Genomic DNA, 24010 nt, shown 5'->3' with positions numbered 1-24010 from the left:
GTTGGATCATGGTGAAACCAATGACGGACAGGGCAACGAGGTACCCGGGGTCGGCAGGCGCGATGGACGGCGGCACCTTGCCGGTCATGCCGACGCGGGAGTTACCCGAGGCGCCGCGATTGCGGAAGATCATCGGCCCGGGTGTCGTCATCGCGGCGGTCGGGATCGGCACCGGCGAGTACCTGCTGCATCCCTTCATCACGAGCCGGGTCGGTCTGACCTTCTTGTGGGCTGCCGCGATCGGCTTGGGCCTGCAGTACTTCATCAACACCGAGGTCGCGCGCTACACCCTCGCGACCGGTGAAACGATCCTGACCGGATTCCTGCGGCTGTGGCGGGGTTGGGCCCCGCTGTTCATCGCGATGACGGTCATCCCGTTCGCCTGGCCGGCGTGGATGACCAGTTCCGCGCAAATGCTCACCTTTCCCTTGGGTGGCGGCAACGTTCAATGGATCGCGATCGGCGGTCTCGTCCTGATCGGCGCTGTCCTGACCTTCTCGCCGGTGGTGTACAAAACGGTCGAGAAGCTCGAGATGTTCAAGATCATCATGGTGCTGCTGTTCGTCGCGTTCGCCGTCGTCCTGATCGGGTGGCAGCCGTGGACCGATCTCCCCCACGCCACCGTCCAGGGCATCGGCCGACTGCCCCAAGAGGTACCCGTCGGGGTGCTCATGTCGGCACTGGTTTTCGCCGGCGGCGGCGGCGCCGTGAACCTCGCGGTCAGCAATTGGGCACGGGACAAGGGCTGGGGCATGGGAATACACGCCCCGCGCGTCGTCTCCCCGGTGACCGGCGAGGAAGAGGCCGGCACCGCGACCGGCTACCAGTTCGAGATCACCGACACCAGCATGTCCCGGTGGCAGCAGTGGTGGAAGTCCGTCCGCATCGAGCAGTTCGTGACGTTCTACCTCGTCACACTGGTTTCCATCGTCGTGTTCGCGCTGTTGGCATACAAGATCATCGGCGTGGGCGGCTACACCGGTCCCGCCGACCTCGGATTCATCAAGTTCGAGGGCACCGTACTCGGCGAGCAATACGGCGAATGGCTGAAGATCGTCTTCTGGACCATCGGCGCCGTCTCGCTCGTGTTCGCCAACCTGGTGGTAGTCGACCTCGTCGCCCGCATCACCTCGAACATCCTCGCCACCACCTATCTGCGCGACCACACCACCTGGACCGAGGCCAAGACTTACATGGCCGCCGTCTGGGTGATGGTCGGGCTCGGCGCAGGAATCCTCGCACTCGGCCTCGATCAACCCCTGGTGCTGATCGCGATCGCGGCCCTGCTCAACGGGCTCGTAATGGTCGTGTACTGCGTGCTCATCATCCGAGTCAACGGAGCGCTCGACCACCGGATCGGCATCTCACGTCCCCGGCGAATCGTGCTCGGCGTCGCCTCCGTCGCCTACGCCGCCTTCACCGTCTACACCATCGTCACCTGGATCCAATCATGAGAGCAACGGACAACAGCATGAATGCAACCGAAAACAACCTCCCCACAGTCACGTTCGTCGGAATAGGCGCCATCGGCCTACCGATGGCCCACCGCCTGGTCTCCCGCGGCTACGACGTCGCCGCGGTCGACCCGAATCCGGCAGCCCGCACACGAGCCGAAGCCGACGGCATGCAGTCCTTCGACGACATCGCCGCGACCCCGGTCAGCGACATCGTTCTGGTGCTGGTCGCCACCGGTCAGCAACTCCTCGACACGGTCAAGGCCGGAACCGCGAACCGGCAGGTCGATCACCAGACCTGGGTGATCTGCTCGACCGTCGGACCGCGCGCCGCGAAGGAGGCAGCGCAGATGCTGACCGAATCCGGCGCCGCGGTCATCGACGCGCCTGTCACGGGCGGTGTCCCGGGCGCCGAGAAGGGAAAGCTGCGCTTCCTGACCGCCGGCGAAGCCGCGCCGGTCGAGGCACTGCGAGACCTGTTCGCCGTGCTCGGCGAGGTCGCGCTGGTCAGCGACCGTCCCGGCGACGGTCAGGCGACCAAGATCGTCAACCAGCTCTGCAGCTCGGTCCATCTGGCCGCGGCCGCCGAAGCCATCGCCCTTGCCACCCACCTCGGCCTCGATCCGGTCAAGACCGTCGGCATCATCAGCGGCGGCTCCGGTGCCTCGTGGTTCTTCGACGAGCGCGGACCCCGCATGGCCGAACTCGGCATCGTCCCCGACGTACTCACCCGGCTGGCGATCCTCGCGAAGGACAACGGACTCGTCCACGAGGAAGCCGCCGAGCACGGTGCCCATGTCCCGCTGCTCGAAGCCGCCAGGCAGCAGTATCAGCGTGCGGCCGAGCTAGGCCTGCTCGAAGCCGACGACAGCCAGATCATCCGGACTTACCTCACCTGACGACAGCACCGAAGACCAGCCGGGCGACGAGGCCCGAACAGCAGCTCCCAAACGATTGCCGGTCCCGTCCCGACGACGGGGCCCGCCTCCCGATGCCCGAAACAGGACAAAAATCATGAAAATCACTCGAGTGCGGGCGATTCCGTTCGCCATTCCCTACCGCAAACCGCTGCACTTCGCCAGTGGCCACATCGACGTCGCGGACCACGTCCTGGTCGAGGTCGTCACCGAAGACGGCATCATCGGTATCGCCGAGGCACCCCCGCGGCCCTACACCTACGGCGAAACCCAGGCATCCATCGTCGCGGTGATCGAGACCGTCTTCGCCCCCGCCATCGTGGGGATGTCACTGCTCGGACGTGAACAGGTGCGGGAGAAACTGAACCGCACGGTCGGCAATCCCACCGCCAAGGCCGCCATCGACATGGCCATGTGGGACGCCTGGGGCAAGACCGTGGACCGGCCGCTGCACGAGCTGCTCGGCGGCTACACCGATCACCTGAACGTGAGTCACATGCTCGGATTCGCCGACCCCGCAGTCATGGCTGACGAGGCCCTCCGCATCACCGGCGAATACGGAATCACCTCGTTCAAGATCAAGGTCGGACGGCGCCCGATCGACCTCGACATCGCCGTGTGCCGGGCGATCCGCGAGGCCGTCGGCGACGGAGCCGAACTCTATCTCGACGGCAACCGCGGCTGGACCGCGTCCGAGGCCGCGACCGCGCTGCGACGGATGGAGGATCTCGGTCTGTCCCGGGTCGAGGAACTGTGCCCCGCCGACGACGTCCTCGGCCGCCGATGGCTGGTGCGCCAGTCCCCGATTCCCTTCGTGGCGGACGAAAGCGTCCCCACCCCAGCGGATGTCACCCGCGAGATCCTCGCCGGCGCGGCAACGGCTGTGAGCATCAAGACCGCCCGCACCGGCTTCTCGGACTCGCTGCGCGTCGCACACCTCGCCGAAGGCCTCGGGGTGGAGGTCGTCATCGGCAACCAGATCGACGGCCAGATCGGAACCGCCTGCTCGCTCGCCTTCGGTGCCTCCCAACGCACGACCGCACACCACGCCGCCGAGCTGTCGAACTACCTCGACATGAGCGACGACCTGCTCACCGAACGCCTGCGCATCACCGACGGAAAGATGAGCGTGCGGCCCGGTCCGGGGCTGGGCATCGCGATCGACCCGGCCAAGCTCGAGCACTACCGCACCGACAACTGAAACGAACCGTTCCCGCTACAGGCGGTGAACGCGGCCGGAAACCCTTCCGCGATTTCAGCAATTGCTCATCGGTGCCTGCCGCCCGCATACCCCTTACGCCATGCAGTCCTCGCGACGACCCGTTCCGGCACCTTCGCCGCGCCGCCGCGACCTCGAGGAAGCCGATCCCATGACCAATCCCCTCATCACCGCCGACCCGGACATCGATATGGAAGCACGCATCTACAAGAAGATGCTCCTGCGAGTCATCCCGATCATCATGCTCGGCATGTTCATCTCGTACATCGATCGAGCGAACATCGGTGTCCTGGCCGGACCGATGTCCAAAGACCTCGGCCTCACCGCGGCAACCTTCGGTCTCGCCGCCGGGCTGTTCTACATCGGCTACTGCTTCTTCGAGATTCCCTCGAACATGGCCCTGTCCAAGTTCGGTGCGCGTGTGTGGCTCGCCCGCATCATGGTCACCTGGGGCATCGCCACGATGTTCATGGGCCTCGTCCAGAACGAGACGACGCTCTACATCGTGCGCATCATGCTCGGCATCGCGGAAGCCGGATTCTCGCCGGGCGCACTGCTGTTCCTCGCCTTCTGGTGCACACCGCGCATGCTTCCGCGGACGTACTCCATGCTGAATCTGGCCGTTCCCATCGCACTTGCCGTCGGGTCGGTGCTGACCTCGGCACTGCTGTCACTGGACGGATTGTTCGGCGTGGCGGGGTGGCGCTGGGCTTTCCTGCTCGAAGGCATACCGGCGATCGTGCTCGGAATCTACATCTTCTTCCGCCTTCCCGACGGCCCCTCGAATGCCAAGTGGCTCGACGCGTCGGAAAAGGAATACCTCGCGAAAGCAGCCGCTCAGAGTCCTGACAGCGCCGGTCACGAGATCTCGCAGCTGTGGGCAGTACTGCGGCGGCCCGCAGCGTGGGTGTTCACTGTGCTGTACTTCTGTATGACGATCGGGTACTGGACGATCGCGTACTTCCTTCCCACCATCGTCCGAGACCAGTTCGACCTAGGCGCTGCCGGTGCCGGATTCGTCTCGGCAATTCCGTGGCTGTTCGCTGCGGTCGTCATGATCTTCGTCTCGAAGAACGTGTCGCGAACCGGTGAACGAACCTGGCACATGACCATCCTGCAACTCGCAGGTGCCCTGGGATTGGCCGTTGCCGCGCTGAGCGGCAATCCCTACCTCGCGCTGGTCGGCATCAGCCTGGCGGCGGCCGGCTTCTTCGGCTCACTCCCGACATTCAATTCGATGCCCGCCCAGCTGTTCACCGGTGGACTCGCCGCCGTCGCGCTCGCAATGATCAACGGCCTCGCCAGCCTCAGCGGCCTGGTCGGCCCCTATTTCTTCGGTTTACTGAAGGACACCACCGGCTCCACGTCAACCGGACTCCTCATCATGGCGGGCTTCTTCGTCGCCGCAGCGATCCTCGCCTTCACCATGAGCCGCTGGACCGACAAGATCACCGGAGGCCTGCTGCACGTGCACATCATCGAAGACGCGGAACCGGTAGCCGTGCCCACGAAGAGTTGAAACGCACTCGGTGGCCGTGGCATACCCTCGACCACCGAGTTCCGCTCCGGGGGTGAAAGCCACGGCGCGAACCCTGTCCGCAACGATGAACAATGAACTACGCACTAAGCCACCGAAATCGCACGGAGCCTCATCTTTCGGCGAGATACTGGTCGCCGCTGGCGCTGGTTCAGGGCATCAGGAGGCGGTACAGCGCCGCCGCGCCACGACCGCCGGTAATCCGAAGGACGCGGTGGGCCTGATCGACGACGGGGCGTCCTCACAGCGGGGCTCCGCATGTCCCTTGTGTCAGGCGCCGGCGATGGTGATCGCACCGAGGTTGGTGAACTCGGCGAGGATCTGTTGCCCGGGTTCGACGCAGACGGCGTCGGTCATTCCACCGGTGAGGACAATCCAGCCCGCTTCGAGTGCGAGACCGCGTGCGGCGAGAGCGTTTGCTGCGAGGGCAAGCGCCTCGGCGGGGTGACCTTGGACGGCGGCGCCGGTAGCGGTGTCGACGACGACACCATTCACTGACAGCACGCATGTTTCGAGGGCGAGGTCTAGGTCGGCGGGGTGGCGTTCAATCTCGCCACGTACGAATCTCGCTGATGAGGCGTTGTCGGCAACGACGTCCGGCAGGGTGAAACGGAAGTCGGTGTAGCGACTGTCGATCACCTCGACACCGGCATACACGGACCGCACAGCGGCCATCGCGGACGCCGCAGTCACACCTGGGCCTTCCAGCTTCTCGCCGAGGACGAAGACGATCTCGGGCTCGACGCGGGGGTGGATGAGTTCGTGGGTCGGAACCGGTGCCCCTGCTGCGAGAACCATGCCATCGGTGAGCCATGCGGTGAGTGGCGAGCTGATGCCCATCCGCTGCTGCTTCGCGCGGGACGTGAGGCCGAGTTTGACGCCGACAAGTTTCTCACCCAGTGCCAGCTTGCGGGCGATCAGTCGGTCCTGCACTTGGTAGGCGGTCTCGAGGTCGAGCGCAGCCCAGTCGTCGGTGATGGGGTGTCGATCGGTGCGAGTTGCCTCGGCCTCGAGGAGAACGTCGGCTGCCGTCTCGACAGTCCAGATGGAGTCGCGGCTCATGCAGTCTCGTCGCGTTGTTCCGCAATGACATCGGCTGTGGTGACGATCTCCGCGATGTTCGTCAGGGCGTAGCCGACCGCCGCAGCTTGCCAGTCTGCGCTCAGGCTCGACGTGGCGTCGGCAGGGAGGATTGCGCGGTAACCGTGGTCGGCTGCGTCGCGGATGGTGTGCTCTACGGCCATGTTCGTCCACACGCCCGAGACGACGACGTCGGTGACGCCGAGGTTTCGCAGCAGACTGTCGAGCGGTGTCCCGTTGAAGCAGCTCATCCGGTTACGCAACAGTACGGGCTCGTCGTCCCGAGCCTCGAGTCCGTCCAGCGCCTGGGCGCCCCACGAGCCGAGGCGGAGTGAGTCCGGACCGATCATCCGGAAGATCGGGGCGTTGCGGCCGCCGAAGGGGCGACCCGGAAACGACACGATGTGGTTGTGGACTACGGGTACGGATTTCGTTCGAGCCCAGTCCAGCAACTCGCCGACGTGGGTGAGGAGTTGTTGTTCCTCCGCGTGTGCGGCGGCGCCGAAGGACGCGTACGCGCCGTCCCGGTGAACGTTGTCGTTTTGAAGGTCGATCAGGACGAGTGCGGTGCGGTCCAGGTCGAGCGTGAGGTTGGTCATGAGGCGTCTCTCTATTGGATGCGGCTCGGCAAGGGGAGGCTCTCCGAGGAAGGCGAGTCGATGAGCCGACCGGTGGCGTAGGCATGGCTTGCCGCGACGACGCCCTCGATTGTTGCGAGCTCGTCGTCGTCGCGGGGTCCGTAGACCATCACGAAGCCGGGCGACAGCCGGGTTCCCGCCCACGGGTGCATCCGCCCCCACCCATGGGCCACGAGGTCGGCCGCGAGGGCGGCCGGCAGCGTCAGGTGCAACGAGCCGTCGTACTGCGGGTGCAGATGCGCGAACTCACCTGCCGACGGAACGAGATACGCCTGCTCGTCGGGCCCTCGGTCTTCGAGACTGAATCCGACTGCTCCGGGGACCGAGATGTGTGAGGCACCGACGGTGACGCCGGCCATCTCGCGGACGTGCGCCAGCAAACGTTCCTGCAGATCGACGGGGGCAATGTCAGTGCTCTGCTGCTGCGGGATCGACCACGAAACACGCGGGTGGGGGCCACGACGTTCCGGTAGCCGACCGCCCGGGACGGTCGGCCAGTGGACACCGGCTCGCGGGCCGCCGGAAGGCACGTGTTGGTGCTTCACGAAGCGCAGTCGATGCGCAATCCATTCGCCCAGAGCCGACACCACGGTCTCGGACAGCCCATGTCCGCCGGGGTCGCGGTGCGCTTCTGTGGGTGCACCGGACTCGCTGAGTAGGTAATTCCAGGTGCGCTCGAGCAGCTCGGCCGGGATGACATGGTCCTGATCCCCTTGGGCGACGAAGACCGGAAGGTGAGCGAGACGGGCCGGCTCCACCGAAAGGCCCGCGTCGAAGGGCAGTGTCCCGTACAGGACAGCCGCGCCGGTGAAGCGGGCAGGGTGGTCGAGGATCAGGCCGCCGGCGAAGGCCGCTCCGCCGCTGAAACCGACGAGAATCACCGGACGCCCGATCGGCGCGACGGAGTCGAGCCAGCTCCGGAACCACTTCATGGACACTGCGAGAGAGGCCGCAACAGGCCGGCCGATCCCACGATTGGCAAACCAGGCGAACCCAGATCCCTCGGCAAGTGGGGCGCGCACCGCGGCGTAGGCGACGCCTTCCGGCAAGTGGGGTGCCAGCAAGAGGATTTCGCGCTCGTTCGACCCACGGCCGTGGAGGAGCACGACCAACGGCGCGGCCGGGTCGGCGGAGCCGTACGTGGCGGTGACGGGTTGGCCGAAGGCCACTGCGCTCATGATTGCCCTATGTCGTCGACGGTCACTGGGTGTCCACCTTCTAGTTGGTCGTTCCGGGCGATACTGGCGAACTGTCGTTACAGGGCTTTCTTTCGCACACGGAACAGCTGTTGCCTGGTGACGGCGCTGCAACCGACGGCGGAGATGCCGACGACGAGAAAATCTTGCCGCACACAAGCATGGTTGATGCTTCAAGTAAAGCCTAGTTGATTTAGTTGTCGTGTCAAGTAATAGAGGTAGGCTCCGGGAGTGGAAACGAGATGGTTGAACGCGGATGAACGGGCAACGTGGCTCCGATTGGTCGCCGTCGTCGAACTGCTACCCGGCGTCCTGGACTCGCAATTGCGACGAGACGCAGGCATCACCCACTTCGAGTACTTCGTACTCGCCATGCTGTCCGAGGCAACCGACCACACCCTGCGGATGACCTCGCTGGCCCAACGCACCAGCGCAACTTTGCCCCGACTGTCCCACGTCGTCCGACGATTGGAGGAGAGAGGATTAGTGGAGCGAATCCCGTGCCCCGAGGACGGCCGGGCGAGCAATGCGCGACTTACGACGGCAGGATGGGATGAGGTCGTCGCCGCCGCGCCCGGACACGTCCGTACCGTGCGCCGCAACGTCCTCGACCCGTTGACGCCAGCACAGCTGACCCAACTCCGCCGGATCGGTGAAGCTTTGTTGACGCAACTCGATCCAGAGGGACGGATGACCGGGCTTTACAACCCCGGCGGATACCGCCGGTGATGCGCCGGCGCGGTGAAGTGCGATGCGATTCGACCGGAGCACTCGGAAGTGGCATCAACCAGAGTTCGATACAGAAGCGGCGACGCCGGAATCAATTCCTCCGTGCGACGCCGACGCCGAGTTCCATCAAGTCTTCTCCGACGAGTATCTCGCCTGAGAAGTCGTTCTTCGCTTCGAGCCACCGTTCAGGCGGATTGTCCGCAGGTGCCAGGTGGGTGAGCACGAGCGTCCGCACGCCCGCTCGCTCAGCCACTTTCCCGACGTCCTCGATCGGTGTGTGCGAGTTGACGAGGTGCTCGATCTTCGCTTGCTGCGCTGGGCTGGGCGGATCGGGAAAGAGTCCTTTCACCCACGCAATGTCGATCACCTCATGGACGAGCATGTCCGCGCCCCTCGCAAGCTCGACAAGATTGTCACATGCGTTCGTATCTCCGGACACTACAACCGATCCGTCGGCGGTATCGAAGCGGAAGGCAAAGGCAGGAAACACCGGTGCGTGATCGACCAGCGTGGCACTGACTCGCACCCGTTCGTCCTCGAACACAGGGAACGGTGACATGCGCGGTGCCACATCGATGTTCGGATCGACGGCGACACCAACCGGAAGTTCGATATCGTGAACGGTGATCAGCGAGTAAGGGTCCGGCTTGAGGCTGTCCCGCATATTGTCGTTCAGATCGTTCGCGAACGCCTGGTAGAGGTATTCGGTGGTATCGCGCAGACCTGGCGTCGGGTTCGACGCATTCAGAACAGGAGGCTCCGGAGCGTCGGAGTTGCCGAGCGGTACGAGTGAGGGGCGGGGTCCCGGGCCGAAGACCTGAAGTGGCTTTGGCCGGTTCGCCAGGCCGTCGGATGACCCGAAGGTAAGGATATTCGGGTAGTCGACGATGTGGTCGGAATGAAGATGGGTAACGAAGGCTGCCTCGAGCCGCTCGAGGCCGTGGAACTCCTCCTGTCTCCCTAGCCCGGCCTGGAGATACCGCCTCGCCCATCCTTCCCCGAAATCGACCAGGTACACCGAGTTTTCGACCACGACAGCGGTAGATATCCCCTTCCGCTCCGAGCCGCCCCACCAGGTCCGGCCGGCGGCGGTCCCCAGCAACACGAGTCGTGTCCGAAAGTCCGCTGCACTGCTCGAGGAACCGGCCGGTCCCGCTGCGGCTACGTCACCATTCTCCGTGCATCCACTGAGAGTGGTGGATGCTACGGCGGCACCGGACATGGCAAGTGCTGCCTGGACGAAGGAGCGCCGGGAGATTCCGGCGAGTGGACCGGCGGTATTGCACATTGAGTTTGTTCCAATCGATGGGCGCGTGGGGCCGGGCGATTACACTGTCTCGGACAGGGATCAGGGAGGGATTGGTTTCCGGCGCTGGTCGTCAGCCCCCGCTTCGGGGCGCGCCCACGCCGATCACATCCAGGTCCCGGCCGATGATCAGCTTGCCGTCGAAACCGTCCTTGGCCGCTTCGAATCGCTCGTCCGCCCCGTTTCCCGGGACGATGTGGGAGAGTGCCAACGTCTTCACGTTCGCCTCCTGCGCGACCCGTCCGACGTCCTCGACGAGGGTATGAGCGTTGATCAGGTGTTGGAATATCGATTCCTGCTTCGCGTCCCGGGGCTCAGGGAAGAGCGATTCCGGCCAGGACTTATCGATCACCTCATGGACGAGGACGTCGGCGTTCTTGGCCAACGGCACCAGGTTGGGATTCTTTCCGGTGTCACCCGAGAAGACGATCGAGCCGTCGGGGGTGTCGAAGCGGTACGCCAGGGCTGGGAAGACCGGCGCATGGTTGACGAGTGTTGCGGACACCTTGACGTGATCATCTTCGAAGAAGACGAAGGGATCCATCTCCGGGCAAGGTTGCCCATTCGGATCGGACAGATACTGCGCGGGGACGGGGACGTCTTTCGCCTCCCACATCTGTTCCGGCCGCGGCTTGGCGTTGTCGAACAGCCTGTCGTTGAAATCGGCGGCGAAGGCTTGCACCAGCAAGTCGGTCATCTCGCGAGTACCGGGCGTGGGATTTTCCGGGTTGACCGGAGTCGGGGGCGTACCACCGCCGAAGAACGGTGGAACCTGTCCGCGGTTTCCTGGCCCCCAGATAGGGATTCGGTTCACGAACTGGAGACCGTTGTACATTCCCTCACTGAGAATGTTATTGAGGTCGACGATGTGGTCGGAATGGAGGTGAGTAAGGAACACTCCGGCCAGTACATCGAGGGGACCATCGAAATCCGTGTCGTAGTTCCTACCCAGCTTGGCGTTTCGGAGCTGACGCATCACCCCGTGGCCGGCGTCGATGAGATAGAACCGATCGTCGACCACAACTGCGGATGCAATACCTTCACGAGTTCCGCCAGGCCAGTACGGTGGCCCGCCCGATGTGCCGAGGAGAATGAGGCGCGTGCGCTGATTGGCATAGGGCTCGGGACCGTAGGGGCGTGCGTCGAGCGCGACGTCGCCACCACCGGTGTCGGGATCGGACGAGCATGCTGCCGCAGTGGCGGTCGCCGCAGCGCCGATCGCCAGGCTGGCAAGAATCCTCCTGCGCGAGATTCCCCTGGATTCGAGTCCTGCAACTATGTCACACAACGAAATCAGCCTTTCCTGTTGCCCACGTGGACGTTGGTGCGCGGTGAGTGCCTCATGGTCCGGAGTTGTCATGCGGGTGCCGGGCTCGGCCCGGTCCATTTGCCGCCCGTGTGCAGCAGTGGAGCGACCACGGAACCGGCGGATGCAAGAGTGCCGAGTGTGGCGGTGCGCGTGATGACGAACGCACCGCCACACCTTGGGCCGGTTACTTCACGACGCGGATCGCGTGGTCCTCGACGTACTCGCTCATGCCCGCTTCGCCGAACTCCCGTCCGATACCGCTCTGCTTGACGCCGCCGAAAGGCATGCGCAGGTCGAGGGATTCGAATGCGTGCGAGTTGATGAACGTACTGCCGGCCTCGATCTGACGCGCGATGGCAAGTCCCCGATCGATATCGGTCGTCCATACCGAGGAGCCGAGTCCGTATTCGGAGTCGTTCGCCCACTCGATTACCTGGGCCTCGTCGTCGTAGGCGATGAGGGGGATCACGGGGCCGAACTGCTCGCAGCTGCTGATCGGCGCCGAGTGTTCGACGTCCCGTACGACGTGGGGGAGTACGTAGTACCCGTCGCCCGCGGAGTCGAGTTTCTTTCCGAGCTGCACGATCTTCGCGGAGGAGTTTTTTGTGCCCTCGATCAAGTTCGTGACACTGTCGAATTGTGCCTTGTTGTTGAGGGGGCCGAAGCTTGCGTTCTCGTCCAAGCCGTGTCCGACGGCGTACTGGTCGACTCGTTCGCAGAAGGCGTCGGCGAAGGTGCCGTACAGCGAGCGGGGTACGTAGATGCGCTTGACCGCGAAGCAGATCTGCCCGGATCGGGTGAACACACCCTTGAGCATCCGGTCCAGCGCGGCATCGATGTCGACATCGTCGAGGACGACCGCCGGGTCGTTGCCTCCGAGTTCGAGGGTCAGGTTCTTGATCGTGCCTGCGGCCGAGGCCATGACGTGCCGGGCGGTGGCGGTGCCGCCGGTGAAGCCGACCTTGCGCACCAGCGGATGGGAAGTGAGTGCCTGTCCGACGTCCGCGTTTCCGTGGACGACGTTGACCACACCCTCGGGAAGTTGTTGCGCGATGCGCTGCAGGGCGAGGGTCAGCGCGGCGGGTGCGAACGGGGACGGCTTGAGCACGATGGTGTTGCCTGTGGCGAGCGCGGGCGCGAGCTTCATCATGGTCAGCACCACGGGCATGTTCCATGGAACCACTGCCGCGACGACGCCGCGGGGAACCCGTTCGATGCTGATGAAGCTCTGCTCGTCGTCGTACTGGACGGGTGTGAAGAACCCGTCGACGAGACTCGCGGTGTGCTGGAGAACACCGGTGCCGAGGGCGAAGTCGGTCTGAGCTTCCCACAGCACACCGCCGTGCTCGCGGACGAGCAGCGGCGCGAGATCCTCCGCGCAGCCGGCGAGCACGTCTGCGGCGCGGAGCAACAGCTGAGCCCGCTCGGCGGGTGGGACGTTCCTCCACGACGTGAACGCGCGGTGCGCCAGTTCCACCGCCTGGTTCACATCGGCGGGGGTGCCGACTGCGACGCGGGCGACGATGTCGTCGAGGCAGCCCGGGTCACGGACCTCGTCGTAGTTGTCGACGTCGGTCAGGGTGTGGCCGATGAGGTGGCCGATCGAGAGGACATCGTGGGTGGTGGTCATGAGATTTGCTCCTTGGCTGGTTGCGGGGATTGTGGTTTGCCGGTGCGGAGGTGTGCTCAGAACACGACAACTGGCTTGATCGTCGACCCGTCCGCGGAGTCGGCGAACGCGGTGTTGATGTCGGCGAGGGAGTAGGTGCGGATCAGCTTGTCGAACGGGAATCTGCCCTGTTTCCACAGTTCGACCAATCGGGGGATGAACACCTGGGGCACCGAACTGCCCTGGATGATCGTCTTGAACGTCCACCCCTTGACCAGCGACGCGCCGATCTCGAAGTTCACCTCGGTGCCGGGGGCGGCCGCCCCGACGAGGGCCAGTGTTCCTCGAATTCCGAGGGAGTCGGCGGCTTGGCGCAGCACCGCCGGTACCGCGGTGGTGTCGATGGCGTAGTCGACGCCGTCCCCGTTGGTGATCTTCTTCAGTTCGTCGACGACATCGACGGTGCCGGCGTTGACGGTGTGCGTGGCGCCGATCTGCTGGGCGAGCTCGAGCCGGGAATCGTGGAGGTCGACGGCGATCACGGTGGTGCATCCGGCGACGCGGGCTGCCATGATCGCGGCCGAACCCACCGCGCCGGTCCCGAACACCACCAGTGACGTTCCGGGTTCGGGGCGCAGGTCGTTGAGGACGGCGCCGGCGCCGGTCTGCAGGCCGCAGCCGAGCGGGGCGAGGGTGGCCAGGGGTGCGTCGCGGTCGACCTTGACGACGCTGGTCTCGACGACGTTGGCGTACGTGGCGAACGAGGATTGGCCGAAGAAGTGGGAGGAGATCGGTGCGCCGTCCACCGATAGTGCGGTCGTGCCGTCGTGTCGGTGTCCGCCGAAGTCTTCTTCGAAGAGGTTCTCGCAGTATGCCATTCGTCCGGATCGGCACTGCCTGCAGTGCCCGCAGTAGGCGGCGGACAGGACGACGTGATCGCCCACATCCACGGTGGTGATCTCGTCGCCGATCGCCTCGACGACGCCGGCGCCCTCGTGGCCGAGGACGGCGGGGAGAGGGGTGGGGTAGATCCCGTCGCGCACGATGGCGTCGGTGTGACAGATGCCGGTGGCGACCATCCGCACCCGCACCTCGTTCGAACGCAGCCCGTCGAGCTGCAGTTGCTCGATGGTGAGTGGTTCGCCGGTGGTGCGGGCGACGGCGGCGGTGACGGTCGTGGTCATGAACTCTCTTCTCTCGGAATGAACGGCTATCCGGTCAGCTCGCTGCGGCCTCGACGAGGGCGGCGGCGAGTGGCTCCGGCTGGGTGAGCTGGGATTCGTGGCTGCCAGGGGTGTAGATCACGGGTGCGCCTGGAAGCCGTTCGGTGAAGCGAGGGGCCCAACCGAATTCCCCGGGCGGCAGGGCGAGGTCATCCTTGGACAGCACGTAGCTAGAGGGCAGTTGGAGCCGTTCCCACTCGTCGAGGTCGAGGGACTCGTTCATGGTGTGGAACGGTTGGCTTTCGAGCAGTGGGTAGACGATGCGTTGGGTCTCGGGGGATGCGTCCTGCATGAAGGCGGCGCAGAACACTTCGAACGGGAACGTCACCGAGTTGTCGGTGGAGGCTGCCGCCGAGGCGCGGAACATGTCGCCGTAGGCGGGCGGGCACAGATCGATCAGCGACTCTCCGGTCTGGGGAACGAACGCGCTCCAGTAGACCAACCGGGAGATGCGTGTCGCGAGTCGGATGGAGGCGCCGGAGACGGGGAAGCCGCCCCAGCTGTGGCCGACGAGGACGATGTCGGTGAGGTCCCGCTTCTCGACGTAGTCGACCAGGTAATCGACCGAGTCGGCGAGGTGGATGTCGGCTTTCGTGTCTTCGGTGCCGAGTCCGGGCAGGGTCGGCGTGTACACGCGATGTCCCTGAGCGCGCAGATAGCCGGCCACGGGACGCCAGGACCAGCCGGCGTGACAAGCGCCGTGGACGAGGACGAAGGTTGTGGACATGGTGTCTCCAATCGAGGGGTGTCAGAGTCGTTCCGACGATGCCGAGGCCGTGAGCTGCGAGGTGGCGGGAACGGCGCTCGACGGGTGCGGTGTGCTTGCAGCCGATCGGCTGACCAGCGCGACCGCGAGGCAGCCGAGCGCGGCGAAGGCTGCGAATGCGTAGAAGTTCCACTCGACGCCGAGCGCGGAGGAGGCGATCCAACCGCCGAGGATCGGCCCGACGATGGCGCCGACCCGGCCGAGTCCGAGTGAGAGGCCCAGAGCCGCGGTGCGCTCGTTCTCACCGAAATATGTCGCGACGTAGCCGTTGACGAGGATCTGTGTACCGACGGTGCCGAGCCCGGCGACGGCGACCACGGCCATGGCTGCAGACACCGGCAGTCCTGTTCCCAGGGCGAGGATGGCTACCACGGCGAGCAGGAATGACGTGACGGTCACCGGTTTGCTGCCGAATCGGTCAGCGGCTCTCGAGGCAGCGAGTGCGCCGACGATGGCTCCGAGGTTGAGCACCAGCAGGAAACTCAGCGAGCTACCCAGCGAGTAGCCCGACTGGCGCATGATGTTCGGCAACCAGGTGTTGACCCCGTAGACCAGAAGCAGGCCGCAGAACGAGGCGACGACGAGAAGGAGCAGGGGGATCCGGCGAGGCCCGGTCATCAGCGCCGACATACTGCCGTTCGACGTGGTGGCCGACGGCGCGGGGAGGTCGATCCCGAACTTGTCGGCGAGCGCCCGCGCTTCGATGATTCGGCCCTTGCCGGCCAGGAACGCCGCGGATTCGGGAAGGTACCGCCATGCCAGGGGCACGATGGTGACCAACGGCAACAGGCCGAGGGCGTACATGATTCGGAAACTGTTCTCCGGAAGCAAGGCCAGCGCTGCGAGGGCGGAGAGCATCCCCCCGACGGAGTAGCCGCTGTACATCAGTGCGTTGTTGAACTGCCGGCGCGACGGTGGGGAGTACTCGACGGTCAGTGCGATGACGGTGGGGACGACACCACCGAGGCCGAGACCTCCGAGGAATCGCAGCAGGCCGAACACCTCGGGGTTGGGCGCGAGCGCGGTGAGGCCCATGATCACCGAGAAGGAGATCAGCGAGCCGAGCACGATGGCGCGGGCGCCGACCCGCGAGGCCAGCCACCCCGACAACAGGGCGCCGAGCAGCATGCCGACGAGCGCGTAGCTCCCGATCGCACCGATCTGGCTGGCGTTGAGGTGCCAGGGTTCGTAGGCGAGGAGTGACGGAACGGTGGCGCCGTAGACAACCAGGTCGTAGCCGTCGTAGACGATGATGACGAAGCAGAGGGCGACGATCGAGGCGCTCGAACGCCGGGTGGAACCGGCGTTCGTGGCCGAGGTCAGGGGGGTCACCTGTTTCCTCCGTTGCGGGTGGGTGTCTGGAGGTGATGGGGGAGTCCGACACACTTGCGTGACGTCGGGCGGTTCGTGGTCGGTGGGACGACCGCGAGAAGACTATGTGAGCACAGTCACTATGTGACATAATTGCCCCTGAAGTCAATACCAATGACACATATTGCTGGTCGAACGGATCGATCGCGGGCGAAGGGATGGCAGACATGCGACCACGGGCACTCGTGTTCGATCTGTACGGCGAGTACTTCCGCTACACCGGCGGGGCCGCCAAGCTCGGCGCCCTGACCGAGCTGATGGGCGTGTTCGACGTCGAGCCGGCCACCGTGCGGATGGTGATGACGCGGCTGCGCAAGGACGGGTGGTTCGACTCGGCGAAGAACGGGCGCGAGGTGTCGTACCTGCTCAACGACAAGAGCTGGCACCTGCTCGACGACGGCCGTGCCCGCATATTCGAGCGGCACTTCGACGACTGGGACCGCACCTGGACGCAGGCGCTCGTCGACGAGTCCGACCTGAGCCGCGAGCGGCGCAAACGCATCGAAACGGCACTGACGTGGTGGGGGTTCGGGCATCACGGCGGCACCGCATGGTTCTCGCCGCACGACCGAGAGAAGCAGCTGCGCGAAATGCTTTCCGGTGACGACGAACTGCACATCCAGTTCCTGCGCAGTCAGACGGCGGGGCTTCCGAGCGACCGACTCATCGCGGAACGGTGCTGGGACTTGCGTGAGCTCGGCGCCGACTACCAGGGGTTCATCGAGGAGTTCCAGCCCAGGCTCGCGCGCTACCGCCGGGGCCTGGGCGGACGCGAGGCCCTTGTCGAGCGGATGCACCTGATTCAGGAGTACCGGAAGTACCCGTTCCGCGACCCCGACCTGCCCGAATCGCTGCTGCCGCCGGGCTGGCGCGGCCGAGTCGCCCACGAGGTGTTCACCGAGTGCCACGACACCCTTCGTGCAGGTGCGGAGGGTTTCGTCGCCCAGATTTCCGAAAACATGTAACAGTCCCATTGACTATCCGGCGTAATGTGTCACATAATCGAGTGAGAGTTCGCCCGAGATCCGGGCCACAGTCACATGAGGGGCCGACATTGATGTCCATCCCAGATCAGAATTCGTCGCCTGGCGCAGCACCGCTGCGCGTCGCCTGCATCGGCGGTGGACCGGGCGGATTGTTCTCCGCCATCGCGTTGGCGCAGACCGTGCCGGGCTCGACGATCGACGTCTTCGAACGCAACAACGAATCCGACGTCTTCGGGTTCGGGGTCGTGTTCTCCGACGCGACGCTCGACAACGTCGACCGGATCGATCCCGTACTGCGGGACGCTCTGGCCGAGCACGGCCGGCACTGGGACACCATCGAGGTGCGCGGCAAGGGTGTGACCACATCCGCCGGCGGCAACGGAATGTCCGCCGTGCACCGACGGGTCCTGCTCGGAGCACTGCAGGACCGCGCGACCGAACTGGGCGCGCGCCTTCATTTTTCGACCACCGTGGATGTCGACGCGCTCGACGCCGGCGGTGAGTACGACCTGATCATCGCCGCCGACGGCGCGAACTCTGCGTCGCGGGAACGTTTCGTCGACGAGCTCGGGCATTCGGTAGACGAGGCCGCGGTCAAGTTCATCTGGTTCGGCACCACGTTCCAGTTCGACGGACTGACCTTCCTGCACAAGCAGTCCGAGCACGGCAATTTCGCCGTGCACGCCTACCCGATCGGCTCCGACCTGAGCACGTTCATCGTCGAAACCGACGAGGCCACCTGGCGCCGTGCGGGCCTGGACGGCTTCGACATGTCCACCCCGCCCGGGCAGTCGGACCTGGTGTCCCAGCGTTACCTCGAGGAACTGTTCGCCGATCAGATCGACGGCCACTCGTTGGTGGCGAACAACTCTCGGTGGGCGAACTTCCGTACCCGCCGCACCCGCCGCTGGCACACCCGCGCCGCGCAGGGCACCCCCGTGGTCGTCCTCGGCGACGCCGTGCACACCGCCCACTTCTCGGTCGGCTCCGGCACCAAGATGGCCATGGAAGATGCCGCCGTCCTCGCCCAGACCGTCGCCGATCATCGCGGCGACCTCGATGCCGCCCTGGCCGCGTTCGAGGACATCCGTCGCCCGCAGGTCGCGAAGATCCAGGACTCGGCGATGCCGAGCCTGTCCTGGTGGGACCACTTCGGGGAGTACTACCGCGCACTCGAACCGTGGCAGTTCGGATTCCACTTCTTCAGCCGCGCCATCTCGGCCGAGAAGATGCGCGTGCGCGACCCCCGGTTCGTCTCCGACGCCGAGCGCGCCTGGAACACCCAGCACGGTGCCACGCCCCTGGATACCACGCTGACCATCGGAGCCGTCACGCTCGGGTCCCGGCTGCTGCAGATCACCGAATTCTCCAACGATTCCCTGCATTTCAGCGACGGCACGACTTCGGTGGTCGCCGGAACATCCACCGGCGAACCGGACGTGGCGGCGATCTTCACCGCACCGGACGCAGACCGGACCTCGCTCGACGTCGTCACCCGCACCGAACTCGATGAGCTGTGTGCGCGGAAACCGGTTGCTGTCGCGGTCCGCGGAGGTACTGCCCTCTCCCGGGTGTTGTGCGCCGAACACATCCGCTTCACCCATCGCATCCCGGTGATCGTCGTCGACCAGCCCACGTCTCTGCGCGCCAGGCGCGCTGTCGACGAACAGGACTGCGCCGCAACATTGATCCTGTCCGGTCGCGCCGACGCCGTCGCCTTCGAACCCACCGCCGACGCGCATCCGCGTGTCCTCACCTCCGCCGAGGTCGCGAAATGACACTGACACACACTCCCGCGCCGACGAACACACGACTGAACCGACTGTTCGCCCCAACCTCGATCGCCGTCGTCGGAGCATCCGCCTCGCCCGGGAAACTGGGGTCGGTGATGCTCGACGCGATCAATCGTGGCAGCGACGGCACCGTGACCGCGTACGGGATCAACCCCAAGGGCGCAGGCGACGGATTCCACGTGTCGCTGGCCGCCGCCACCGAAGCCCACGGCGCGCCAATCGACCTCGCCGTGCTCTGCATTCCGGCCGCGGCCACCCCAGCCGCGTTGCGTGAGGCCGCGGACTGCGGCGTCGGCGCCGCGCTGATCTGCTCCGGTGGATTCGCCGAGGCCGGCCCCGACGGTATCGCGCTGCAGAATCAGCTCGCCGACATCACTGCCGAGACCGGGATCCGGTTGCTCGGTCCCAACACCTCCGGCTTCTTCCGCCCGGGAAACACCACCGTGAGCTTCGTGCCGACGGTCGAACACATTAACCGCGGCACCGTCGCGGTCGTCGCGGCCAGCGGCGGCATGAACCACGCCCTGTCGTTCCTGCTTTCCGAGCAGGGAGTCGGCGTCGGACTCGGGGTCGGGCTGGGCAACAGTGTCGACGTGACCAGCGTCGACGTACTCGAATACCTGAGCGAGGATCCGACCGTCACCGCCATCGCGCTCCACGTCGAATCCGTCGACGACGGCCAGGCCCTCCTCGCCGCGGTGCGCAAGGTCACTGCCGAGAAGCCGATCGTGGCGATCGTCGTCGGGCGCAGCGACGTCTCCGCCTTCTCCGAATCGCACACCGGCGCCCTCGCGACGTCCTGGAAGACCACCCGGGCGCTGCTGGCCGAGGCCGGCGCCGTGGTCGTCGACTCCGAGCGGCAACTCGTCGATGCGCTCGCCGTGCTCAGCCACACCCGACTGACCGCCGCCCCGACCCCCGGCATCGGCCTCGTCACCGCCCAGGCCGGCCCCGGTCTGATGATCCTCGACGAATTGCTCGCCCAGGACGTGCAGGTGCCCACCCTCACCGAATCGACCCAAGCGGGGTTGTCGGAACTGCTGCCGCCGTTGACGTTCCAGGCCAATCCCGTCGACACCGGTCGGCCCGGCACCACCTTCGGCAACGTATTGGCGACCACAGCGGCCGACCCGCGGATCGACGCCCTCGCGGTCTACGCCCTCGCCGAACCCGACGCCATCGATCTCGCCGCCGCCGTCCGCGAATCCGGAGTACACACCGACGTGCCCGTCGTCCTCGGCATCGGCGGCCCCGCAGAGGCCGTCGGCAAGACCTCCGCGTCGGCCGCAGAGATCGGTGTCCCGGTACTGCCCAGCCCGACCGCCCTCGCCACCGGCATCAGTGCGCTGGTACACGACGCACGAAGTCGCTACCTGCGCGCCGCCGACCCCCGGCCGACCGCCACCGCCACGGCCCCGGCACTTTCGCTGCCCGCAGACGAGGCCACCGCCAAGGACCTCCTCGACGCCCTCGGAATCGCCACACCCCAGAGGCGCGTCTGCACCGACCGCGCCGCCGCGCACCAGGCCCTCACCGAACTCACGCTCCCGGTCGCGGTGAAGATCCTCGACGCCACGGTCGTGCACAAGACGGAGATCGGCGGCGTTCACCTGGGGATCCGCACCGCGGAGGACCTCGACGCCGCGCTCGACGCACTCGACGCCATCAACGCCCCCGCGTATCTGGTCGAGAGCATGGCCGCCTCCGGGGTGGACCTGTTCCTCGGCGCCCGCCGCGATCCGGTGTTCGGGCCCATCGTCGTCGCCGGTCTCGGCGGCACGGCGGCAGAAGCCATCGGCGATGTCGCCATCCGCAGCCACCACCTCACCCACGCCGCGGCCGCCGCCATGCTCGACGACCTCCAGTGCGCGCCGTTGCTCGACGGCTGGCGCGGCGGCCCCGTCCTGAACCGCGACGAGTTCGCCCACCTCGCCGTCACCGTCGCCGGCTACCTGGCCGCCCATCCCGAGATCAGCGATATCGAGATCAATCCACTGCGGCTGACCCCGACCGGACTGACGGCCCTCGACGCGGTCATCCTCCCGGCGCCGAACCGGCCCACCGCACTCGAAGGAGAGCTGCAATGAGCACCCGCACCCCGCTGTCCATCGAGGGTGTCGTGCCCTGGCCCGACGAGGTCGCCGAGCAATACCGCAAGGCCGGGTACTGGCAGGGAACGTCGATCGGCTCCCACATCGCCGGACAGGTCGAGCGCCGACCCGACGACGAAGCCCTCGTCGACGGCTCCACCCGCCTGACCTACCAGCAACTGTGGGACAAGTCCGCCTCCTGCGCCCAGTACCTGCTCGACCTGTCGATCGCCCCCGGTGACCGGATCGTGCTGCAACTGCCCAACAGCTGGGAGTTCGTCGCACTCACCCTCGCGTGCTTCCGGACCGGGATCGTCCCCGTGATGGCGCTGCCCGCGCACCGCCGGCACGAACTCACTCACCTGGCGTCGCTGTCCGAGGCCACCGCGATCGTCGTCGCCGACACCGACCGGGATACCGACCTGCGCCAGATCGCCCAGCAGGTCGCCGCCGACGTACCCAGCATCCGGACGGTGCTCGTCCACGGAGAACTCTCGAACGACGCGACGCCGCACGCACCCGAGCGCGCGCTCGCCGCCGGCATGGACACCCCAGGTCGGTTCACCGACGCCGACTACGAACCGACCGGCGCCGACGTGGCCTGCCTGCTGCTCTCCGGCGGCACCACCGGACTGCCCAAACTGATCGTCCGCACCCACGACGACTACGTCTACAACGTCCTCCGCTGCAACGATGTCACCGAATTCGACTCCGACACCGTTTATCTCGGGACCCTGCCGAGCAGTCACAACTTCCCACTGGCGTGTCCGGGCATTCTCGGTGCGCTGTTCGCCGGCGGCCGCACCGTGATGCTGCCGTCGCCGGCCCCCGAGCGGGCCCTGCGCACCATCGACGCCGAAGGCGTCACCGTCGCCACCGTCGTTCCCGCCGTCGCCCAGACCTGGATCGAGCACCAACGCGAGCATCACACCATGACCGGCACCACGCTGCGGGTGCTCCAGGTGGGCGGATCCCGCATGCCCGACGAACTCGCCGCCCGCGTCGAACCCGTCCTCGGCGCCCGCCTGCAGCAGGTCTTCGGGATGGCCGAGGGTCTGATCAACATGACCCGTCTCGACGACGACCCGGAAGTCATCACCAATACCCAGGGCCGACCGGTCAGCGAGGCCGACGAGATCGCCGTCGTCGACGAGATCGGCGAACCGGTACCCGACGGCACCCCCGGCGCCCTGCTCACCCGCGGCCCCTACACGCCGCGCGGCTACTTCCGGGCACCCGAACACAACGCGAAAGCGTTCACTCCCGACGGGTGGTACGCCAGCGGCGACATCGTCGTCCGCCGCCCCGACGGAAACCTGGTGGTCGCCGGCCGCGACAAGGACATGATCAACCGCGGCGGGGAGAAGATTTCCGCCGAGGAAGTCGAGAACTTCGCGTATCAGATCGACGGCGTCGAGATGGCCGCCGCCGTCGCCATGCCCGACCCCAAACTCGGTGAAAAGCTGTGCCTGTACCTGTCGCTGACCGACGGCCACGACGTCACCCTCGACGACGTCGTCACCCTCATGAACGAGGCCGGCGTCGCCCGATTCAAACTCCCCGAGCGGCTCGTCATCGTCGATCAGATGCCCACCACCAAGGTCGGAAAGATCGACAAGAAGGCCATGCGCGAAGACATTCGCGAACGCCTCGCGAAGGAACACGCCGCGTCGTAAGACTTCCGAGGATCGGCGACGTGTATGGCGCCGTCGCCGATCCTCGGTCTCCACATTCGAAGGAGCCCTTCATGCATACCCCCGACCCCTCGCTCGACGACGCTCCGGAGCTGAAGCAGCTCTACCACGATTTCGAGGCCGAGCACCTGAATCCGTTGTGGACGCAGCTCGGTGATCTGATGCCGATGACGCCGACGTCGCGGGCGGTGCCGTTCGTGTGGAAGTGGTCGACGCTGTACCCGTTGGCGCGGCGGGCCGGGGATCTGGTGCCGGTCGGCCGCGGTGGGGAGCGGCGGGCGATCGCCCTGGCGAACCCGGGGTTGGGTGGGGTGCCGTATGTGACGCCGACGTTGTGGGCGGCCATCCAGTACCTCGGCCCGAAGGAGGTGGCCCCCGAGCACCGGCACGCGCAGAACGCGTTCCGGTTCGTCGTCGAGGGTCAGGGGGTGTGGACGGTCGTCAACGGGGATCCGGTGGCGATGCGGCGCGGCGACTTTTTGTTGACCCCGGGTTGGCATTTCCACGGTCACCACAACGAGACCGATCAGCCGATGGCCTGGATCGACGGCCTCGACATCCCGTTCGTGCATTACACCGACACCGGGTTCTTCGAATTCGGGTCCGAGAACGTCACCGACGACTCCACCCCGGACGTGTCGCGGTCGGAGCGGTTGTGGGCGCATCCGGGGCTGCGACCGCTGGTCGGGTTGGACGCGAAGACGTCCTCGCCGATCGCGGCGTACCGGTGGGAGCACACCGACGCCGCGCTGCGCGAGCAACTGGCATTGGAGGACGAGGGGTACGCGGCGACCACCGAACCCGGTCACGCCGCGGTCCGCTACACCAACCCGACCACCGGCGGCGACGTGATGCCCACCATCCGCGCCGAGTTCCACCGCCTGCGCGCCGGCGCCCGCACCCGGCCCCGCCGCGACGTCGGGTCCACCGTCTACCAGGTGTTCGACGGTTCCGGCCGGTTCGTCCTCGACGGCCAGAGCCGTGAGGTCGGCACGGGCGACATGATCGTCGTCCCGTCCTGGACGGAGTGGTCGATCGAGGCCGACACCGAGTTCGACCTGTTCGCGTTCTCCGACGCCCCCATCGTCGAGCG

The 24010-nt window shown here is 66.1% G+C and carries 19 protein-coding genes; 10 read left to right on the top strand and 9 right to left on the bottom strand.

Annotated elements, in window-relative coordinates:
• The first annotated feature begins 20 nt into the window (after nucleotides 1-20).
• The 4 genes from ACNJ7E_RS10925 to ACNJ7E_RS10910 all read left to right on the top strand — a co-directional run bounded on the left by ACNJ7E_RS10925 (nucleotide 21) and on the right by ACNJ7E_RS10910 (nucleotide 5109).
• On the top strand, nucleotides 21-1454 hold the full coding sequence (locus ACNJ7E_RS10925) for an Nramp family divalent metal transporter (protein ID WP_265146716.1): 1434 nt from the start codon (nucleotides 21-23) through the stop codon (nucleotides 1452-1454).
• Nucleotides 1451-2353, top strand: coding sequence for an NAD(P)-dependent oxidoreductase (locus ACNJ7E_RS10920; RefSeq protein WP_418339835.1), 903 nt, complete (start codon nucleotides 1451-1453; stop codon nucleotides 2351-2353). The genes ACNJ7E_RS10925 and ACNJ7E_RS10920 overlap by 4 nt, the downstream gene beginning before the upstream one ends.
• Before the next feature lie 115 nt (nucleotides 2354-2468).
• Entirely contained in the window at nucleotides 2469-3572 is a 1104-nt protein-coding gene (locus ACNJ7E_RS10915) for a mandelate racemase/muconate lactonizing enzyme family protein (protein ID WP_265146718.1), read from the top strand.
• Between the two features lie 169 nt (nucleotides 3573-3741).
• Nucleotides 3742-5109, top strand: coding sequence for an MFS transporter (locus ACNJ7E_RS10910; protein ID WP_418339834.1), 1368 nt, complete (start codon nucleotides 3742-3744; stop codon nucleotides 5107-5109).
• 288 nt (nucleotides 5110-5397) lie between these two features.
• Here ACNJ7E_RS10910 and ACNJ7E_RS10905 read toward each other — a convergent pair whose 3' ends face one another.
• The 3 genes from ACNJ7E_RS10905 to ACNJ7E_RS10895 are packed head-to-tail and all read right to left on the bottom strand — an operon-like array spanning nucleotide 5398 to nucleotide 8023.
• Nucleotides 5398-6189: a 2-keto-4-pentenoate hydratase gene (locus tag ACNJ7E_RS10905; protein ID WP_418339833.1), complete on the bottom strand. Its 792-nt coding sequence runs from the start codon at nucleotides 6187-6189 to the stop codon at nucleotides 5398-5400.
• Nucleotides 6186-6806, bottom strand: a complete 621-nt coding sequence (locus ACNJ7E_RS10900) for a cysteine hydrolase family protein (protein ID WP_009476393.1) — start codon at nucleotides 6804-6806, stop codon at nucleotides 6186-6188. The genes ACNJ7E_RS10905 and ACNJ7E_RS10900 overlap by 4 nt, the downstream gene beginning before the upstream one ends.
• A gap of 11 nt (nucleotides 6807-6817) precedes the next feature.
• Entirely contained in the window at nucleotides 6818-8023 is a 1206-nt protein-coding gene (locus tag ACNJ7E_RS10895; RefSeq protein WP_418339832.1) for a luciferase domain-containing protein, read from the bottom strand.
• A gap of 249 nt (nucleotides 8024-8272) precedes the next feature.
• On the opposite strand from ACNJ7E_RS10895, the gene ACNJ7E_RS10890 reads away from it, so the two are divergent.
• Nucleotides 8273-8770, top strand: a complete 498-nt coding sequence (locus tag ACNJ7E_RS10890; protein ID WP_418339831.1) for a MarR family winged helix-turn-helix transcriptional regulator — start codon at nucleotides 8273-8275, stop codon at nucleotides 8768-8770.
• A 91-nt stretch (nucleotides 8771-8861) separates the two neighbouring features.
• Here the strand turns inward: ACNJ7E_RS10890 and ACNJ7E_RS10885 are convergent, their stop codons facing one another.
• The 6 genes from ACNJ7E_RS10885 to ACNJ7E_RS10860 form a co-directional block, all read right to left on the bottom strand.
• Complete coding sequence (locus ACNJ7E_RS10885; protein ID WP_418339830.1) at nucleotides 8862-9875, bottom strand: MBL fold metallo-hydrolase; 1014 nt, start codon at nucleotides 9873-9875, stop codon at nucleotides 8862-8864.
• A 274-nt stretch (nucleotides 9876-10149) separates the two neighbouring features.
• Nucleotides 10150-11463 (bottom strand): MBL fold metallo-hydrolase, encoded by a 1314-nt coding sequence (locus ACNJ7E_RS10880; protein ID WP_418339829.1) that lies wholly within the window; start codon nucleotides 11461-11463, stop codon nucleotides 10150-10152.
• A 106-nt stretch (nucleotides 11464-11569) separates the two neighbouring features.
• Nucleotides 11570-13015 carry an aldehyde dehydrogenase family protein gene (locus ACNJ7E_RS10875; protein ID WP_418339828.1) on the bottom strand — a complete coding sequence of 482 codons (1446 nt, stop codon included), beginning with the start codon at nucleotides 13013-13015 and terminating at the stop codon, nucleotides 11570-11572.
• A gap of 56 nt (nucleotides 13016-13071) precedes the next feature.
• A complete protein-coding gene (locus tag ACNJ7E_RS10870; protein ID WP_418339827.1) occupies nucleotides 13072-14178 on the bottom strand; it encodes an NAD(P)-dependent alcohol dehydrogenase in 1107 nt (368 codons plus the stop codon).
• A 34-nt stretch (nucleotides 14179-14212) separates the two neighbouring features.
• Nucleotides 14213-14944: an alpha/beta fold hydrolase gene (locus ACNJ7E_RS10865; protein ID WP_317570334.1), complete on the bottom strand. Its 732-nt coding sequence runs from the start codon at nucleotides 14942-14944 to the stop codon at nucleotides 14213-14215.
• Nucleotides 14945-14965: 21 nt separating this feature from the next.
• Nucleotides 14966-16315, bottom strand: a complete 1350-nt coding sequence (locus tag ACNJ7E_RS10860; RefSeq protein ID WP_418339826.1) for an MFS transporter — start codon at nucleotides 16313-16315, stop codon at nucleotides 14966-14968.
• A gap of 206 nt (nucleotides 16316-16521) precedes the next feature.
• Here ACNJ7E_RS10860 and ACNJ7E_RS10855 point away from each other — a divergent pair, with 206 nt between their 5' ends.
• From ACNJ7E_RS10855 to ACNJ7E_RS10835, 5 genes are all read left to right on the top strand, one after another.
• On the top strand, nucleotides 16522-17319 hold the full coding sequence (locus ACNJ7E_RS10855) for a PaaX family transcriptional regulator (protein WP_418339825.1): 798 nt from the start codon (nucleotides 16522-16524) through the stop codon (nucleotides 17317-17319).
• A 92-nt stretch (nucleotides 17320-17411) separates the two neighbouring features.
• The gene (locus tag ACNJ7E_RS10850; protein ID WP_418339823.1) at nucleotides 17412-19118 is read left to right on the top strand and encodes an FAD-dependent monooxygenase; all 1707 of its coding nucleotides are present in this window, start codon (nucleotides 17412-17414) and stop codon (nucleotides 19116-19118) included.
• Nucleotides 19115-21220, top strand: a complete 2106-nt coding sequence (locus ACNJ7E_RS10845) for an acetate--CoA ligase family protein (RefSeq protein ID WP_418339822.1) — start codon at nucleotides 19115-19117, stop codon at nucleotides 21218-21220. Before ACNJ7E_RS10850 ends, ACNJ7E_RS10845 begins: the two co-directional genes overlap by 4 nt.
• On the top strand, nucleotides 21217-22899 hold the full coding sequence (locus tag ACNJ7E_RS10840) for a (2,3-dihydroxybenzoyl)adenylate synthase (RefSeq protein WP_418339821.1): 1683 nt from the start codon (nucleotides 21217-21219) through the stop codon (nucleotides 22897-22899). The genes ACNJ7E_RS10845 and ACNJ7E_RS10840 overlap by 4 nt, the downstream gene beginning before the upstream one ends.
• Nucleotides 22900-22970: 71 nt before the next feature.
• Nucleotides 22971-24010, top strand: a 1040-nt coding sequence (locus ACNJ7E_RS10835; RefSeq protein ID WP_418339820.1) for a cupin domain-containing protein, incomplete at its 3' end; no start/stop codon positions are given.

Source organism: Rhodococcus mengyinensis (assembly GCF_048381435.1).
Classification (GTDB): domain Bacteria; phylum Actinomycetota; class Actinomycetes; order Mycobacteriales; family Mycobacteriaceae; genus Rhodococcus_F; species Rhodococcus_F opacus_D.
This window is presented reverse-complemented; position numbering and strand designations above follow the sequence as displayed.

Bases quoted from the DNA above. Each gene is read 5' to 3' on its own strand.
- ACNJ7E_RS10910 (WP_418339834.1), top strand. From the start codon at position 3,742: ATGACCAATCCCCTCATCACCGCCGACCCGGACATCGATATGGAAGCA.
- ACNJ7E_RS10900 (WP_009476393.1), bottom strand. From the start codon at position 6,806: ATGACCAACCTCACGCTCGACCTGGACCGCACCGCACTCGTCCTGATC.
- ACNJ7E_RS10915 (WP_265146718.1), top strand. From the start codon at position 2,469: ATGAAAATCACTCGAGTGCGGGCGATTCCGTTCGCCATTCCCTACCGC.
- ACNJ7E_RS10855 (WP_418339825.1), top strand. From the start codon at position 16,522: ATGCGACCACGGGCACTCGTGTTCGATCTGTACGGCGAGTACTTCCGC.
- ACNJ7E_RS10895 (WP_418339832.1), bottom strand. From the start codon at position 8,023: ATGAGCGCAGTGGCCTTCGGCCAACCCGTCACCGCCACGTACGGCTCC.
- ACNJ7E_RS10920 (WP_418339835.1), top strand. From the start codon at position 1,451: ATGAGAGCAACGGACAACAGCATGAATGCAACCGAAAACAACCTCCCC.
- ACNJ7E_RS10850 (WP_418339823.1), top strand. From the start codon at position 17,412: ATGTCCATCCCAGATCAGAATTCGTCGCCTGGCGCAGCACCGCTGCGC.
- ACNJ7E_RS10865 (WP_317570334.1), bottom strand. From the start codon at position 14,944: ATGTCCACAACCTTCGTCCTCGTCCACGGCGCTTGTCACGCCGGCTGG.
- ACNJ7E_RS10870 (WP_418339827.1), bottom strand. From the start codon at position 14,178: ATGACCACGACCGTCACCGCCGCCGTCGCCCGCACCACCGGCGAACCA.
- ACNJ7E_RS10875 (WP_418339828.1), bottom strand. From the start codon at position 13,015: ATGACCACCACCCACGATGTCCTCTCGATCGGCCACCTCATCGGCCAC.
- ACNJ7E_RS10880 (WP_418339829.1), bottom strand. From the start codon at position 11,463: ATGGACCGGGCCGAGCCCGGCACCCGCATGACAACTCCGGACCATGAG.
- ACNJ7E_RS10905 (WP_418339833.1), bottom strand. From the start codon at position 6,189: ATGAGCCGCGACTCCATCTGGACTGTCGAGACGGCAGCCGACGTTCTC.
- ACNJ7E_RS10925 (WP_265146716.1), top strand. From the start codon at position 21: ATGACGGACAGGGCAACGAGGTACCCGGGGTCGGCAGGCGCGATGGAC.
- ACNJ7E_RS10840 (WP_418339821.1), top strand. From the start codon at position 21,217: ATGAGCACCCGCACCCCGCTGTCCATCGAGGGTGTCGTGCCCTGGCCC.
- ACNJ7E_RS10845 (WP_418339822.1), top strand. From the start codon at position 19,115: ATGACACTGACACACACTCCCGCGCCGACGAACACACGACTGAACCGA.